Below are 15,006 nucleotides of genomic sequence, written 5' to 3' on the forward strand. Positions count from 1 at the left end.
CGCCTCAGCGCGAACGCACCCGTGCCACGATCCTGGCCGCCTGCGCCGCGCTGTCGCGCACCTTGTCCCACTGGCCATGTTCGATCCAGCTGCCCGGCACCATCCACGAACCGCCGATGCAGACCACATTCTTCTGCTCCAGGTACTCGGCCGCGGTGTCCTCGGTGATGCCGCCGGTCGGGCACAGCTTCAGGTCCGGGATCGGGCCGGCCAGGCCCTTGATCATCGCCAGTCCGCCCACGGCCGAGGCCGGGAACAGCTTGCAGACGCGGAAGCCGCGCGCATACAGCGCCAGCATTTCGGTCGGCGACGCCGCACCCGGCACCACCGGCAGTGGCGCCTGCGCCAGCGCGTCGGCCATGTGCGCCGGCGTGCCCGGGGTCACCAAGAAATCCGCGCCCGCATCGATGGCCTGCTGCATCTGCTCCACCGTCAGCACCGTGCCCGCGCCCACCACCACGTCCGGCAGCTCGCGCTTGAGCATCGCCAACGCCTCCATCGCCACCGGCGTACGCAGGGTCAGTTCGATCGCCGGCAGGCCGCCTTCCAGCAGCGCCGCGCTCACCGCGCGCGCCTGGTCGAGGGTGTGCACGGTCACTACCGGCAGGATGCCGGCGGCATGCAGCAGGGTTTCAGCTCGCTTCTGGTGTTCGGCAATGCTCATGTTCGCTTTTCCTGTTCCGGATCATGCGGCGCAGGGAGGCGCCGCGATATGTCGTGAGGCAGTGGCGGGCCCCCATTCGGGACCGTAGAAAACAAGGACGTTTTCTACGAGGCCCCATGGATGGGTTCACGGCGTGTCCCGAATGGGGGCACGCCGCTGCCTCAGCCAGGGAGTCCAACCGCTGCCGTTGGCTTCAAACGTATCAGGCGTCCTTGGACTCATGCGGCGCCAACGCCGCCGAAGCGTCATGCCCCAACTCGTACTCGGCGTCGTAGTTCCAGATGTCGCCCTCGGCGGTGGCCGGCCCGCACGAAATCGAAATCGCGCCCTGGTCGGCCGGGCCGACCAGGCGGCGGTTCATCGCGAACAGGTTGCGGCCCAGGTCATGCGCGGCCGGTGCGGTGTTCGCCGCCGGTGCGCGCGCGGCGAACTCGGCCGCATCCACCAGCAGCTCCAGCGTGCCGGCCTCGCCGTCCAAGCGGATCATGTCGCCCTCGCGCACGCGCGCCAGCGGACCGCCGCGCGAGGCTTCCGGGGTCATGTGGATCGCCGCCGGGAACTTGCCCGACGCGCCCGACAGACGGCCATCGGTGACCAGCGCCACGCGCCGGCCCTGGTTCTGCAGCAGGCCCAGCAGCGGCGCCAGCGAATGCAGTTCCGGCATGCCATTGGCGCGCGGACCCTGGAAACGCACCACCGCGATGAAGTCGTGCGGCAGCACCCCGGCGGCATGCAGCTTGTTGAGCACCTGCGGCGCATCGACCACCACCGCCGGCGCTTCGATCGTGCGGAACTGCGGCTTCACCGCCGACAGCTTGATCAGCGAACGGCCCAGGTTGCCGCGCAGCAGGCGCAGCCCGCCCTGGGCTTCGAACGGCGCGGCCACCCCGCGCACCACGTCCGGGTCGGCACTGTCGCGCACGCCGTCCAGGTAGATCAGCTTGCCCTCGCGCAGCGCCGGCTCCTGGCCGTACTGGGCCATGCCGCCTTCGGCCACGGTCTGCAGGTCGGCATGCATCAGCCCGGCCTCCATCAGTTCGCGGAACACGAACGCGGTACCACCGGCGGCGGCAAAACGATTCACGTCGGCCTCGCCGTTCGGGTACACCCGCGCCAGCAGCGGAATCAGCTGCGACAGCTGGTCCATGTCGTCCCAGGTCAGTACGATGCCGGCCGCACGCGCCACCGCGATCCAGTGGATGGTGTGGTTGGTCGAACCACCGGTGGCCATCAGGGTGACCACCGCATTGACGATCGCGCGTTCGTCAATCAAGCGGCCGAGCGGACGGAAATCATCGCCCAGCGCGCAGATTTCCAGCGCACGTTCGGCCGCGCGGCGGGTCAATGCATCGCGCAGCGGGGTATCGGGGTTGACGAACGAGGCGCCCGGCAACTGCACGCCCATCGCCTCGAGCAGGGTCTGGTTGGAATTGGCGGTGCCGTAGAAGGTGCAGGTGCCGGCGCCGTGGTAGGACGCCGCTTCGGCTTCCAGCAGCTCCTCGCGCGAGGCCAGACCGGCGGCATAGCGTTCGCGCACCTCGGCCTTCTGCTTGTTGGGAATGCCCGGGGTCATCGGCCCGGCCGGCAGGAAGATCGCCGGCAGGTGGCCGAACGCCAGCGCGCCGATCAGCAGGCCCGGCACGATCTTGTCGCACACGCCCAGATAGACGCTGGCGTCGAACATGTCGTGGCTCAGCCCGATCGCGGTGGCCTGGGCGATCACATCGCGCGAGAACAGCGACAGCTCCATGCCGCCGCGGCCCTGGGTGACACCGTCGCACATCGCCGGTACGCCGCCGGCGACCTGGGCGGTGGCGCCCATCGCGCGCGCGGTATCGCGCAGGATCTCCGGGTAGTGCTCGAACGGCTGGTGGGCCGAGAGCATGTCGTTGTAGGCGGTGACGATGCCCAGGTTCGGGGTGACCCCGCCGCGCAGGCGCGACTTGTCGGTCGGGCCGCAGGCGGCGAAGCCGTGGGCAAGGTTGCCGCAGCTCAGGCGCGAACGGAACGGACCTTCGCGCAGCGCGGCGTCGATGCCGGCCAGGTAGGCCGCGCGTGAGGCGACGCTGCGCTGGACGATGCGCTCGGTGATGGCATGAAGTGTGGGATGCAGGCTCATTGGCTACCGGCTATGAGAGGGCGAACGAACGACACCGGGCACGATCAGTCGCACCAGTGGATGCGCAGTTTCGCGCCGTCGAGATCGATCGCATTGAGGATGGGATACAGCTGTGGGTTGTTGCTTTCCAGCGCCTGCCTGAGCACTTCCAGCTTCTGCTTGCCGCGCAGCAGCAGCAGGCGTTGGCGGCTCTGCTTCAACCCATGCGGGGTCAGCGTGATGCGCAGCGGCCACTGGTTGGCGCCGGGGCAGCCGGTGGCGTCCAGCGCGGCGTAGGGCAGGGTGCTTTCCAGTGCGCGGGCCAGGTCCCTGGAGCCGGGGAACAGCGAGGCGGTATGCCCGTCGTTGCCCATGCCGAGCACGCTCAGGCACGGCGCCTGGGTGTGCTGGGCCTGCAGGTTGGCGGTGTAGACGCACTCGGGCAGCGGCTTGCCGACCCGCACCAGCGGATCGAAGTGCGCGCCTTCGGCACGGGTGAGGAAGCTCTCGCGCACCAGCCAGGCATTGCTGTCGCGGTCCTGCGGCGACAGCCAGCGCTCATCGACCAGGCTCACTTCGACCCGGTCCCAGTGCACGTCCAGCTCGGCCAGCGCCTGGTATACCGGCGCCGGCGTGGTGCCGCCGGACAGCAGCATGCGTGCACGCCCGAACGCGGCGATGTCGTGGTTGAGCGCCTGCGCCATTTCAGCGGCGACGGCCTCGATCCAGGCATCGGCATCGCCATGGCGGACCAGGGTGTAACGATCGGAAATGTCCAAGGTGTTCATGCGTTGCCTCCGGGCAGGTCGCGTTCGACATCGGCGGCGTAGGCGGCCGCACCGAGCAGGCCGGCATGCGGATGCATCACCGCCAGCGAGGGCACCCGGGCCATGATCGAGGAGAAGCGGCCCTTGTGTTCGAAGCGCTGGCGGAAGCCGGAATGCTGCAGCGAATCCAGCATCTTCGGGGTCAGCCCGCCGGTCAGGAATACCCCGTCCCAAGCGCCCTGCATCAGCACCAGGTCGCCGGCGATGGCGCCGAACACCGCGCAGAACACGTCCACCGTGCGCATCGCCTGCGGATCGCCGTGCAGGGCGCGGGCGGTGACATCCACCGGCTGCAGCTGGCCCGGATCGATGTTGGCCATCTCGCATACCGCACGGTGGATGTTGACCAGGCCCGGGCCGCAGATCAACCGTTCATTGGAGACCCGGCCGAACTGTTCGGACAGGATTTCCAGGATGCGGATTTCCTCCGGCGTGCCCGGCGGGAAGCTGACGTGGCCGCCTTCGGTTTCCAGCGGATAGCAGCGGCCATGGCGCAGGATCAACCCACCCACGCCCAAGCCGGTGCCCGGGCCGATCACTGCGTAGTTGCGCGGCTGGCCGGGCGTGCCCGGCACCCATGCCGCGCCGCCGACCTGGATCACGTCCTGCGGCTGCAGCAGCGAAATGGCCATCGCCTGTGCGGCGAAATCGTTGATCAGGTGCAGTTCGCCGAAGCCGAGCATGTGCGCGGTGCGCATCCGCGAGATCACCCACGGATGGTTGGTGATGCGCGCCTCGTCACCGTCCACGCGCCCGGCGACCGCGAACACCCCGCGCCTGGCTTCGGCGCCGACCTGCTCCAGATAGTGGCGCGCGGCATCGCCAAGCGAGGGGAACTGGGCGACCGCGAATTCGCGGATGCTGTCCTGCTGCAGGGGCGCGGCCAGCTGGGTGTCGGCAAGCGCGAAGCGGGCATTGGTGCCACCGATGTCGGCGACCAGCACCGGCTGGTTCTGCGCCGTCATGCCGTGCCGTCCTTGCCACTGGCGTCGGCATCGACGGGCAGGAAGCCGGCGGCTTCTTCCGGGCCCCATTGCCCGGCCGGGTAGGGCTGCAGCGGCAGCTTGGCGGCCTTCCAGGCATCGCTGACGCTGTCGATCCAGGCCCAGGCCGCGCGCACTTCGTCATCGCGCACGAACAGCGCGTGGTTGCCGTTGAAGGCATCCAGGAACAGCCGCTCGTAGGCGATGCGACGGTGCAGGCCGGTGGGGACCGACAGTTCCAGTTCCAGCGGGTGCAGTTCCAGCGCGCCCCATTCCGGGCCGGCCAGGCTGCTCATCAGGCCCAGCTCGATGTTTTCCTGCGGCTGCAGCTGGAAGGTGATGCGGTTGGGGGTGGCGTTGCCGCGGTGCGGGCGCTCGAACAGCCAGTGGGTGACCGGCTTGAGCGTGACCACCACGCGGGTGGTGCGCTCGGCCAGGCGCTTGCCGGTGACCAGGTGGAACGGCACCCCGGACCAGCGCCAGTTGTCGATATGCGCGGTGACCCCGGCGAAGGTCTCCACATCGCTGCCTTCCGGCGGCTGGTAGGCCTGCGCGGGCTGGCCGTTGATGGTGCCGGCGGTGTAGCGGCCGCGGACGCTGTCGCGCGCGGCGTGCTTGGCATCGAGCGGGCGCAGCGCACGCAGCACCTTGACCTTCTCATCGCGGATGCGATCGGCTTCCAGCGAGGCCGGCGGCTCCATCGCCACCAGGCACAGCAGTTGCAGGATGTGGCTCTGGACCATGTCGCGCAGCGCGCCGGAGCGGGCGTAGTAGGCATCGCGGCCGTCCACGCCTTCGCTTTCGGCCACAACGATGTGCACCGACTCAATGTAGTTGCGGTTCCACACCGCCTCCAGCAGCGTGTTGCCGAAGCGCAGCGCGATCAGGTTCTGTACCGCGGCCTTGCCCAGGTAGTGGTCCAGGCGGAACACCCGGTCTTCATCGATCCACTGGCCGATGGTGGAGATGATTTCCTCGGCGCTGGCGCTGTCGCTGCCGATCGGCTTTTCCAGCATCAGCCGGTGCGGCGCGGCCAGTGCGCCGCCCTTGGCCAGGCCCTCGCAGGTGGAAATGTACAGGCCCGGCGGAATGGCCAGGTAGCTGACGCAGTGGCGGTTGACCAGGTCGCTGACCGACTCGGCCACCGAGTCCGGATTGCGCAGGTCCACCGAGCGGTAATCGATGCGCGCCAGCAGCGACTGGATGTCGTCCTGGCTGGCCTGCGGCATCGCCTGCTGCAGGCGCGGCCGCAGGATTTCGCGGAAACCCTCGGTGTCGTGCGCGGACAGGGCCAGTGCGCGGATCTTGAAGTCCTCCGGCAGCAGGCCGTCGCCGAGCAGGCGCAGCAGGGAGGGGAACAGATAGCGCTGGGCCAGGTCGCCTGTGGCGCCAAACAGGAAGAGGGTGTCGTGCATCGCTCGAGTTTCAGATCCGGGTGACATCGTTGTCAATCGCTTCTCGTCTATGTTCTCGGGGTACGGGTTGTATGCTTTGTCCAGTTGTTGCAGGGCAACATGAACAGGCAGGTGCCAACCCATGATGGCCTATGCACGTGGCGTACCGGGGACAATCTGGCCCCGAAGGTGCGTCGTGCGCATGACCGACCTTGGATACTGCCACGTGAAAACGTTTACATGGCAGAATGCGCAGACTGTATTCGATTGCAGTGGTCGCCGTCATGCGGCACCACGCCATCGACCTGCCATCGGGAGGGCCGAGGGCAGTTCCGTATCAACAGCCCGGTAGCGGGCGGACTGGAATGGGTGACATGGCAAAAGTGCAGTTGCAGGGCGTGCGCAAGGTCTACGACAACGGCCAGGTGGCCGTCCAGGGCGCGACCTTCGAAGTGGCCGATGGTGAGTTGATGGTGCTGGTCGGGCCGTCCGGGTGCGGCAAGTCGACCTTGCTGCGCATGGTCGCCGGGCTGGAGGAAATCAGTGGCGGCACGCTGAGCATCGGCGACCGGGTGGTCAACGACGTGGCGCCCAAGGACCGCGACATCGCCATGGTGTTCCAGAGCTATGCGCTGTACCCGCACATGACCGTGGCCGAGAACCTGGCGTTCGGCCTGAAGCTGCGCGGGCACGACAAGGCCACCATCGCCAGGCGGGTCAACGAGGCCGCCGAAACGCTGGGCCTGACCGAGATGCTGGACAAGCTGCCCAAGGCCATGTCCGGCGGCCAGCGCCAGCGCGTGGCGCTGGGCCGGGCGCTGGTGCGCGAGCCGGCGGTGTTCCTGCTCGATGAACCGCTGTCCAACCTGGACGCCAAGCTGCGCCACAGCGTGCGCACCGAAATCGCGCAGCTGCACCGCAAGCTGGGCACCACCATGATCTACGTGACCCACGACCAGGTCGAGGCGATGACCCTGGGCCAGCGCATCGTGGTGCTCAAGGACGGGGTGATCCAGCAGATCGACACGCCGATGGCGTTGTACGATCGCCCGGCCAACCTGTTCGTGGCCGGTTTCCTGGGCAGCCCGGCGATGAACGTGCTGCGCGGCACCCTGCAGCAGGGCGACAACGGCGTGGAAGTGCGCCAGGCGCAGCTGACCGCGCCGCTGGGCCAGGCCACGATCGACCCGGCCTGGATCGGCCGGACGCTCGCGGTGGGCGTGCGCCCGGAGCATCTGCAGCCGGCCGCGGCCGGGGGTGCGACCGCGCTGGTGGCCACCATCGACGGCATCGAGCCGGTCGGCAACGAAATCTTCGTCAACATGACCGCCGGCGGCCAGCCGCTGGTGATGCGCGTGGCCCCGCAGGCGCTGCCGAAGGTGGGCGAAACCATCGCCGTGGCGATCCATCCGCAGGGGCTGCATTTCTTCGATGCCGATAGCGGCGAGCGGTTGAACGCGGCCGATTGAGCGGGCGCGCCGACCAACCGTCGGCGGGTCAGGCATGCATCGACCAACGGTCGATGCCTACCTGTCCGTGCGGTAGGTCGCGACCGTTGGTCGTGACCGCGATGCCGGCGGGCCACCTACGCATCGGCCAACGGTCGATGCCTACCGGGCCAGGCCGTCCAGCAGCGGCAGGTGCACTGCCTCAATGCCGTCCACGGACAGGGGGTCTGCCGCAATCTCCAGCGGCAGCACCGCCAAGGCCAGATCGCCGGCCACGCTGGCAATGCTGCCGATCGCCCCGCCGTTCTGCTGTACCTGCGCGCCGCTGGCGGTGCCGTCGGCCACCCGCAGCAGCTGCAGGGCGCGCTTGGCCTTGCCCAGGAAATGGGTGCGCGCCACGATCTCCTGGCCCGGATAGCAGCCCTTCTTGACGCTGTAACCGTTCAACCGGTCCAGCCCCAGCTGCTGCGGCGTCCATTGTTCGCGCTGGCCGGCGTCCAGCCGCGGCAGGCCATGGCGCAGGTCGGCCTGGCGCCAGGCCAGGGCGAAGGCCGCATCGTCGGGCAGCGCGGCGCCGTGCACGGCGCCGATGCGCAGCGTGCGCGGCAGGGCGTCGCTGCCCAGATCCAGCTCCAGCGTCTCACCGTCAACCGCGATTGCCGCGCCCGACGCCGCTTCCGGCGCCGCGAAACTGCCGGCCACGCCCAGGTCCTGGCGCACCGCGACCTTGACCTTGCGGCGGAACACGAAACGCTGCAATTGCGAAGCAATCGCATCGGCATCGCCGTCGGCGAGCACCAGCAGCACCTGTTCCGGATCCACCCGAAGCAGCTGGAACACAGCAATGGTGCGGCCCTTGGCGTTCAACCAGGCGCTCCACTGCCAGTGCCGCAGGGGCAGGGCGGTGACGTCGCTGGAGAATTGGGCATGGGCGAACGCCGCCGCATCGGGGCCATCCAGGCTGAGCAGCTGGTGGCCAGGCAGGCGCGGATACGCGGGAAAATCGAGGGGCAGGTTGTCAGGCACGTGAACGGGGTCTAAAATTTGTGCGTTGCGAGAACACCCATGATAGGCCAAACAACCCCCACTCCAGAATCCGAACCCCAAGCCCCGCAGGTCGAACAGAAGCAGCCGCTTCCGCAGACCCCGGCGGTGCCTGTGGAAATCGGCGGCCGCGGCGGACTTGATCCGGTGCGGTATGGAGACTGGGAAAAAAACGGACGCTGCATCGATTTCTGATCAGCATTGAGCCAACGCGGCATTGCGCCGCCCAGCCGAGACAACGAGCCCAGCGAATGGCCGCCAGAGAACGTCCCCTTTCCCCGCACCTTCAGGTGTATCGCTGGCAGATTCAGATGGCCACCTCGATCCTGCATCGAGCCACCGGCATCTTTCTGTCTGTTGGAGCCCTGATCATCGCCGGCGGCCTGCTCGCCCTGATGATGGGCCCTGAATCTTGGAGCTGCTTCACCGGCCATGCCGGCAGCTGGTACGGCAAGCTGTTCCTGTTCGCATGGACCTGGTCGTTTGCCTACCACCTGTGCAATGGCCTGCGCCACATCGTGCAGGACTTCGCGATCGGTTTCTCCATCCCCGCCTTCGTGCGCAGCAGCTGGATTTCGGTATTCGCCAGCCTGGTGCTCACCGCGCTGGTGTGGGCCTACGTGTTCGCCGGAGCCGCCGCATGAACAAGTACCGTACTCCGCTGAAGAACGTGCGCGGCCTTGGCGCTGCCAAGACCGGTACCGAACACTTCGTGATGCAACGCCTCACCGCCACCGCGCTGGTCGGGCTGACCATCTGGTTCCTGGTGTTCGTGCTGAGCCTGATCGGCGCCGATTACGTGGCCGCCACCGAGGCGGTGTCCAAGCCGTGGAACGCAGTGCTGCTGGTCGGTTTCCTGGTGGCCACGTTCTGGCACGCCCAGCTCGGCCTGCAGGTCGTGCTGGAAGACTACATCCACAACTCGCTGCTGGCCCTGGCGCTGCAGACCACGGTGAAGTTCATCGCGGTGCTCGGCGCGATCATCAGTGTGTTCGCGGTCGCCCGCATTGCGCTCGGCGTGGCCTGAGCCCAGGCACCAAGACAGGAATCCAGATTAGATGTCCGCTTACAAAATTACCGAACACAAGTACGACATGGTCGTGGTCGGCGCCGGCGGTGCCGGTCTGCGCGCCACGTTCGGTCTGGCGGCCAAGGGCCTGCAGACCGTCTGCCTGACCAAGGTCTTCCCGACCCGTTCGCACACCGTGGCCGCGCAGGGCGGTATTTCCGCCGCGCTGGGCAACATGGGCGAGGACGACTGGCGTTACCACTTCTTCGACACCATCAAGGGTTCGGATTGGCTGGGCGACCAGGACGCCATCGAGTACATGTGCCGCGAAGCGATCCCGGCCATCATCGAGCTGGAACACTACGGCGTGCCGTTCAGCCGTACCGAAGAGGGCAAGATCTACCAGCGCCCGTTCGGCGGCATGACCACCAAGTACGGCGAAGGCCCGTCGGCGCAGCGTACCTGCGCGGCGGCCGACCGTACCGGCCACGCCATGCTGCACACGCTGTACCAGCAGTCGCTGGCGCACAACGCGCGCTTCATGATCGAGTACTTCGCGCTCGACCTGATCTTCGATGACGAAGGCGTCTGCCGCGGCGTGCTCGCGCTGGACATGGCCGACGGCTCGCTGCACCTGTTCCGCGCCCACGGCGTGGTGCTGGCCACCGGCGGCTACGGCCGCGCCTACTTCAGCGCCACCTCGGCCCACACCTGCACCGGCGACGGCGGCGGTCTGGTCATGCGTGCCGGCCTGCCGATGCAGGACATGGAGTTCGTGCAGTTCCACCCGACCGGTATCTACGGCGCGGGCTGCCTGATCACCGAAGGCGTGCGCGGCGAAGGCGGCATCCTGCGCAACAGCAACGGCGAGCGCTTCATGGAGCGCTATGCACCGCACTACAAGGATCTGGCGTCGCGCGACGTGGTGTCGCGTTCGATGACCATCGAGATCCGCGAAGGCCGCGGCGTCGGCGAGCACAAGGACCACATCCTGCTTGACCTGACCCACCTGGGGCCGGGCGTCATCGACGACAAGCTGCCGGGCATCGCCGAAAGCGCGCGCATCTTCGCCGGCGTGGACGTGCACAAGCAGCCGATCCCGGTCATCCCGACCGTGCACTACAACATGGGCGGCATCCCGACCAACTACCACGGCGAAGTGGTGCGCAAGGTCGGCGACAACCCCGATGCGGTGGTGCCGGGCCTGTACGCCATCGGCGAGGCGGCCTGCGTGTCGGTGCATGGCGCCAACCGCCTGGGCTCCAACTCGCTGCTGGATCTGGTCGTGTTCGGCCGTGCGGTGGCCAACCGCTGCGCCGACACCATCAAGTCCGGCGCACCGCACAAGACCCTGCCGTCCGATGCCTGCGACAAGGCCCTGGGCCTGCTCGACAAGCTGCGTTACGCCAACGGCGACACCCCGACCTCGGTCATCCGCGATCGCATGCAGCGCACCATGCAGAACGACGCGGCGGTGTTCCGTACCAGCAAGACGCTGGAAGAGGGCTGCAGCAAGATGGCCGAGATCTTCGACTCCTTCCAGGACGTCAAGGTCTCCGACCGTTCGCTGGTGTGGAACTCGGACCTGATCGAAACCTACGAGCTGAACAACCTGCTGCTCAACGCGGTGGCGACGATCAACTCGGCCGAACAGCGCAAGGAAAGCCGCGGCGCGCATGCGCATGAGGACTTCCCGGACCGCGACGACGTCAACTGGCAGAAGCACACGCTGGTCAACGTCGACGAAAACGGCAAGTGCGAGTTCGACTACCGTCCGGTCCACATGTACACGCTGAGCAAGGACGTGGACGTCGTCCCGCCCAAGCCGCGCGTTTACTGACAGACCTGCGGCATGACCTCCGTTCACGCAGCGCTCGCGACCGCCGCCACCCGCACGGGTGGGGTGGCGCGTGCGCCGCTGCCCGGTGGTGTCGACTTCCTCATCTTCCGTGCTACCCGCGCCTGCTTTGCAGCGCGAGCCGCCTGAGCCAACGAGAACAGCCATGGCCGAGTTTTCCCTCCCCAAGAATTCCAAGATCGGAAAGGGCAAGCACTTCCCCGCCCAGACCGGTGCGAAGAACACCCGCACCTTCAAGATCTACCGCTGGAGTCCCGACGACGACAGCAATCCGCGCACCGATACGTATGAGATCGATCTGGACGCCTGCGGCCCGATGGTCCTGGACGCGTTGATCAAGATCAAGAACGAGATCGATCCGACCCTGACCTTCCGTCGTTCGTGCCGCGAGGGCATCTGCGGTTCGTGCGCGATGAACATCGACGGCACCAACACGCTGGCCTGCACCCGTGCGATTGCCGACTGCGGCAAGGCCGAAGTGCCGATCTACCCGCTGCCGCACATGAGCGTGGTCAAGGATCTGGTGCCGGACCTGACCCACTTCTACGCGCAGTACGCCTCGATCAAGCCGTGGATCCGTACCCAGACCCCGCCGCCGCCGGACCGCGAGCGCCTGCAGTCGCCGGAAGACCGCAAGAAGCTGGACGGCCTGTACGAGTGCATCCTGTGCGCGTGCTGCTCGACCAGCTGCCCGAGCTACTGGTGGAACGGCGAGCGTTACCTGGGCCCGGCGATCCTGCTGCAGGCCTACCGCTGGATCATCGACTCGCGCGATGAGGACACCGGCGCACGCCTGGACGAGCTGGAAGATCCGTTCAAGCTGTACCGCTGCCACACCATCATGAATTGCTCGCGGACCTGCCCGAAGGGGCTGAACCCGGCCCTGGCGATCGCCGAGATCAAGAAGCTGATGATGGCGCGCCGCGCCTGATCCAGCGATTCATGTCATCGCCGCCCCCAGGGCGGCGATTGCGGCGGCACCGACCGGAAGGTCCGGTGCCGCTGTTGTTTCCGGCCTTGGTTGGCCGGCATCCCGAGGAATGCGATGTCGATGGACGAAGCCACTGAACTGAAGAAGCTGCGCTGGCGCTGCCGGCGCGGCATGCGCGAGCTGGACCAGCTGTTCGGCCGTTACCTGGACCGTTGCTGGCTGCAGGCACCTACCGAAGAACGCGAGGTTTTCCTGTTCCTGCTGGAAAGCGAGGACGATAGGTTGTGGCGTTGGTTCATGGGTTACGAGGAATGCCCGCATGCCCAGCCCGCCGCACTCATCGCCAGGATCCGCGCCCTGCCGGCTTGAATGGCGCCCGTCGCGCTGGCAATGCGGCGCGCAGCTGCTGATCACCGCGCTGGCGCCGTGGGCGCTGCATGCCAGTGCGCTGCCCGGCGCCTGGTGGTGGCCGGCCTCGCTGCTGGTGGTGGCCGGCGGCGGCCTGCAGGCATGGCGCTACTGGCGCCAACCGGCCCTGGCCATCGTCATTGCGCCCGGCCCGGCCCCGGCGCGGGTCGCCGGCCAGGCGGTCCAGGACCTGCAGCTGTCCGATCGCGGGGTGCTGCTGCAGCTTGGCTGGCGGCAGGGCGGGCGCCACCGCTGGCGGCTGTTCTGGCCCGATACGCTGGCCCCTGCGCGCCGACGTGAACTGCGACTGGCCGTGCGTGCACACTGCATTTCCCGTTCACGTCCGGCAGTGGCACCATAGCCTGAATCGTCCGGCGCACCTGCATGTTCAAACCCATACCTGTTTCAATCGGGCTGCGCTACCTGCGCGCCAAACGCCGCAATGGCTTCATCTCCTTCATTTCGATGGCCTCCATCCTCGGCATCGCGCTGGGCGTGACCGTGCTGATCACCACCCTGGCGGTGATGAGCGGGTTCCAGAAGGAGATCCGCGACCGCCTGCTGCAGATGACCGCCCATACCACCATCACCAGCGACGGCGCGCCGATGTCCGACTGGCAGCGTGCGGTGGACGTGGCCAAGAAGGACCCGCGCGTGTCCGGTGCGGCGCCGTACATCGAGATCCAGGGCATGCTCAGCGGCCCGCGCGTGCAGGGGGCGATCGTGCAGGGCATCGACCCGGCGCTGGAGCCGGGCGTGTCGGTGATCAACCAGAAGATCAAGAAGGGTAGCTTCGACAGCCTCACCCCGGGCAGCTACAACCTGCTGGTGGGCCAGGAACTGGCGATCTGGCTGGGCGTGGAGGTCGGCGACACCGTGCTGGTGACGCTGGCCGAAGTGCAGGGCACCCCGGTCGGGGCGATGCCGCGGCTGAAACGCTTCACCGTCAGCGGCATCTTCGAGGCCGGTTACAACGAAATCGACCGCGGCGTGGCCTACGCCAACATGGACGACCTGGAACGCGTGCTGCGCATGGACGGGGTCACCGGCGTGCGCCTGAAGCTGCACGACATGGACAAGGCGCTGGAGGTGGGCGTGGATCTGGCCCGCAGCCTGGGCGGTGCCTACCGGGTCAGCGACTGGACCCAGCAGAACGCCAACCTGTACCACTCGCTGCGCATGGAAAAGGTGGTGATGGGCATCCTGCTGTCGCTGATCATCGCCATGGGCGCGTTCAACCTGGTGTCCTCGCAGGTCATGCTGGTCACCGACAAGCAGGCCGACATCGCCATCCTGCGCACGCTGGGGCTGACCCCGGGCGGGGTGATGCAGGTGTTCATGGTGCAGGGCTCGCTGATCGGCATCTTCGGCACCGTGCTCGGCGTGGTCGGCGGCATCACCCTGACCTTGAACCTGGAGCGGATCCTGGGCGCGATCGAGAGCGTATTCAACGTCAAGCTGCTGCCCGAGGATGTGTATTACATCACCGGCCTGCCCACCGACATGCAGACCCCGGACATCGTCATCATCACCCTGATCGCCCTGGCCATGAGTTTCCTGGCCACCCTGTACCCCGCGTGGCGCGCCGCCCGCACCCAGCCGGCGGAGGCCCTGCGCTATGAATGAGCCGATGCAGCATGGCGATGAAGTGATCCGCGCCGAGGCACTGGCCAAGACCTATGCCGAAGGCCGCATGCGCACCCCGGTGTTCAACGGCTTGTCGCTGGGCGTGACGGCCGGGGAGACGGTGGCGATCATCGGTGCCTCCGGCGCCGGCAAGAGCACCCTGCTGCACCTACTGGGCGGGCTGGACACGCCCACCGCCGGCGAGGTGTTCGTGGCCGGCCAGGCCATGTCCGGCCTGTCGGACAGCCAGCGCGGCAAGCTGCGCAACCAGGCGCTGGGGTTTGTGTACCAGTTCCACCACCTGCTGCCGGAGTTCACCGCGCTGGAAAACGTGATGATGCCGGTGCTGCTCGGCGGCGACAGCGTGGCCACCGCGTCCGCGCGTGCCCGCGCGCTGCTGGAGTCGGTGGGGCTGGGCCATCGCATGGACCACAAGCCGGGCGAGCTGTCCGGTGGCGAGCGCCAGCGCGCCGCCGTCGCCCGTGCGCTGGTCAACCGACCGGCCTGCGTGCTCGGCGATGAACCCACCGGCAACCTGGACGACAAGACCGCCGCGACGGTGTTCGAGCTGATGCTGGAACTCAACCGCGCCCACCACACCTCCCTGGTGCTGGTGACCCACGACCGCAGCCTGGCGCGCAAGCTGGACCGCGTGCTGGAACTGCGCGAAGGGCGGCTGCACGCGCTGGCCCACAGCCAGGTCTGAGCTGGGCGCT

The 15,006-nt window shown here is 67.7% G+C and carries 16 protein-coding genes; 10 read left to right on the forward strand and 6 right to left on the reverse strand.

Features of this window, described 5'->3' with window-relative positions; all coding sequences use genetic code 11:
* Positions 1 to 4: 4 nt before the first annotated feature.
* The 5 genes from IC535_RS16505 to zwf all read right to left on the reverse strand — a co-directional run bounded on the left by IC535_RS16505 (position 5) and on the right by zwf (position 5,987).
* Positions 5 to 664, reverse strand: coding sequence for a bifunctional 4-hydroxy-2-oxoglutarate aldolase/2-dehydro-3-deoxy-phosphogluconate aldolase (locus IC535_RS16505; protein WP_228887529.1), 660 nt, complete (start codon positions 662 to 664; stop codon positions 5 to 7).
* A 202-nt stretch (positions 665 to 866) separates the two neighbouring features.
* Positions 867 to 2,783, reverse strand: a complete 1,917-nt coding sequence (edd, locus tag IC535_RS16510) for a phosphogluconate dehydratase (protein WP_228887528.1) — start codon at positions 2,781 to 2,783, stop codon at positions 867 to 869.
* Positions 2,784 to 2,827: 44 nt separating this feature from the next.
* On the reverse strand, positions 2,828 to 3,550 hold the full coding sequence (gene pgl / locus IC535_RS16515; protein WP_228887527.1) for a 6-phosphogluconolactonase: 723 nt from the start codon (positions 3,548 to 3,550) through the stop codon (positions 2,828 to 2,830).
* Positions 3,547 to 4,554 (reverse strand): glucokinase, encoded by a 1,008-nt coding sequence (gene glk / locus IC535_RS16520; RefSeq protein WP_228887526.1) that lies wholly within the window; start codon positions 4,552 to 4,554, stop codon positions 3,547 to 3,549. Before glk ends, pgl begins: the two co-directional genes overlap by 4 nt.
* Positions 4,551 to 5,987: a glucose-6-phosphate dehydrogenase gene (gene zwf, locus IC535_RS16525; RefSeq protein ID WP_306433113.1), complete on the reverse strand. Its 1,437-nt coding sequence runs from the start codon at positions 5,985 to 5,987 to the stop codon at positions 4,551 to 4,553. The genes glk and zwf overlap by 4 nt, the downstream gene beginning before the upstream one ends.
* A gap of 353 nt (positions 5,988 to 6,340) precedes the next feature.
* Between zwf and IC535_RS16530 the strand changes: the two genes are divergently transcribed.
* Positions 6,341 to 7,435: an ABC transporter ATP-binding protein gene (locus tag IC535_RS16530; protein WP_228887524.1), complete on the forward strand. Its 1,095-nt coding sequence runs from the start codon at positions 6,341 to 6,343 to the stop codon at positions 7,433 to 7,435.
* Between the two features lie 141 nt (positions 7,436 to 7,576).
* Here IC535_RS16530 and IC535_RS16535 read toward each other — a convergent pair whose 3' ends face one another.
* A complete protein-coding gene (locus IC535_RS16535) occupies positions 7,577 to 8,440 on the reverse strand; it encodes a YgfZ/GcvT domain-containing protein (protein WP_228887523.1) in 864 nt (287 codons plus the stop codon).
* A 39-nt stretch (positions 8,441 to 8,479) separates the two neighbouring features.
* On the opposite strand from IC535_RS16535, the gene IC535_RS16540 reads away from it, so the two are divergent.
* The 9 genes from IC535_RS16540 (at position 8,480) to lolD (ending at position 14,996) form a co-directional block, all read left to right on the forward strand.
* On the forward strand, positions 8,480 to 8,653 hold the full coding sequence (locus IC535_RS16540) for a DUF1674 domain-containing protein (protein ID WP_228887522.1): 174 nt from the start codon (positions 8,480 to 8,482) through the stop codon (positions 8,651 to 8,653).
* A 56-nt stretch (positions 8,654 to 8,709) separates the two neighbouring features.
* Positions 8,710 to 9,102 carry a succinate dehydrogenase, cytochrome b556 subunit gene (sdhC, locus tag IC535_RS16545; RefSeq protein WP_228887521.1) on the forward strand — a complete coding sequence of 131 codons (393 nt, stop codon included), beginning with the start codon at positions 8,710 to 8,712 and terminating at the stop codon, positions 9,100 to 9,102.
* Positions 9,099 to 9,485 (forward strand): succinate dehydrogenase, hydrophobic membrane anchor protein, encoded by a 387-nt coding sequence (gene sdhD / locus IC535_RS16550; protein ID WP_228887520.1) that lies wholly within the window; start codon positions 9,099 to 9,101, stop codon positions 9,483 to 9,485. Before sdhC ends, sdhD begins: the two co-directional genes overlap by 4 nt.
* A gap of 31 nt (positions 9,486 to 9,516) precedes the next feature.
* Positions 9,517 to 11,307 carry a succinate dehydrogenase flavoprotein subunit gene (sdhA, locus tag IC535_RS16555; protein WP_228887519.1) on the forward strand — a complete coding sequence of 597 codons (1,791 nt, stop codon included), beginning with the start codon at positions 9,517 to 9,519 and terminating at the stop codon, positions 11,305 to 11,307.
* A gap of 163 nt (positions 11,308 to 11,470) precedes the next feature.
* Positions 11,471 to 12,256 (forward strand): succinate dehydrogenase iron-sulfur subunit, encoded by a 786-nt coding sequence (locus IC535_RS16560; protein ID WP_088432210.1) that lies wholly within the window; start codon positions 11,471 to 11,473, stop codon positions 12,254 to 12,256.
* A 120-nt stretch (positions 12,257 to 12,376) separates the two neighbouring features.
* On the forward strand, positions 12,377 to 12,625 hold the full coding sequence (locus tag IC535_RS16565; RefSeq protein WP_038689039.1) for a succinate dehydrogenase assembly factor 2: 249 nt from the start codon (positions 12,377 to 12,379) through the stop codon (positions 12,623 to 12,625).
* Positions 12,576 to 13,025, forward strand: a complete 450-nt coding sequence (locus IC535_RS16570; RefSeq protein ID WP_228887518.1) for a hypothetical protein — start codon at positions 12,576 to 12,578, stop codon at positions 13,023 to 13,025. The genes IC535_RS16565 and IC535_RS16570 overlap by 50 nt, the downstream gene beginning before the upstream one ends.
* A 23-nt stretch (positions 13,026 to 13,048) precedes the next feature.
* Entirely contained in the window at positions 13,049 to 14,290 is a 1,242-nt protein-coding gene (locus IC535_RS16575; protein ID WP_228887517.1) for a lipoprotein-releasing ABC transporter permease subunit, read from the forward strand.
* A complete protein-coding gene (gene lolD / locus IC535_RS16580) occupies positions 14,283 to 14,996 on the forward strand; it encodes a lipoprotein-releasing ABC transporter ATP-binding protein LolD (RefSeq protein WP_228887516.1) in 714 nt (237 codons plus the stop codon). The genes IC535_RS16575 and lolD overlap by 8 nt, the downstream gene beginning before the upstream one ends.
* Positions 14,997 to 15,006 lie beyond the last annotated feature (10 nt).

It is taken from the genome of Stenotrophomonas rhizophila (assembly GCF_020857975.1).
Lineage (GTDB): Bacteria > Pseudomonadota > Gammaproteobacteria > Xanthomonadales > Xanthomonadaceae > Stenotrophomonas > Stenotrophomonas rhizophila_C.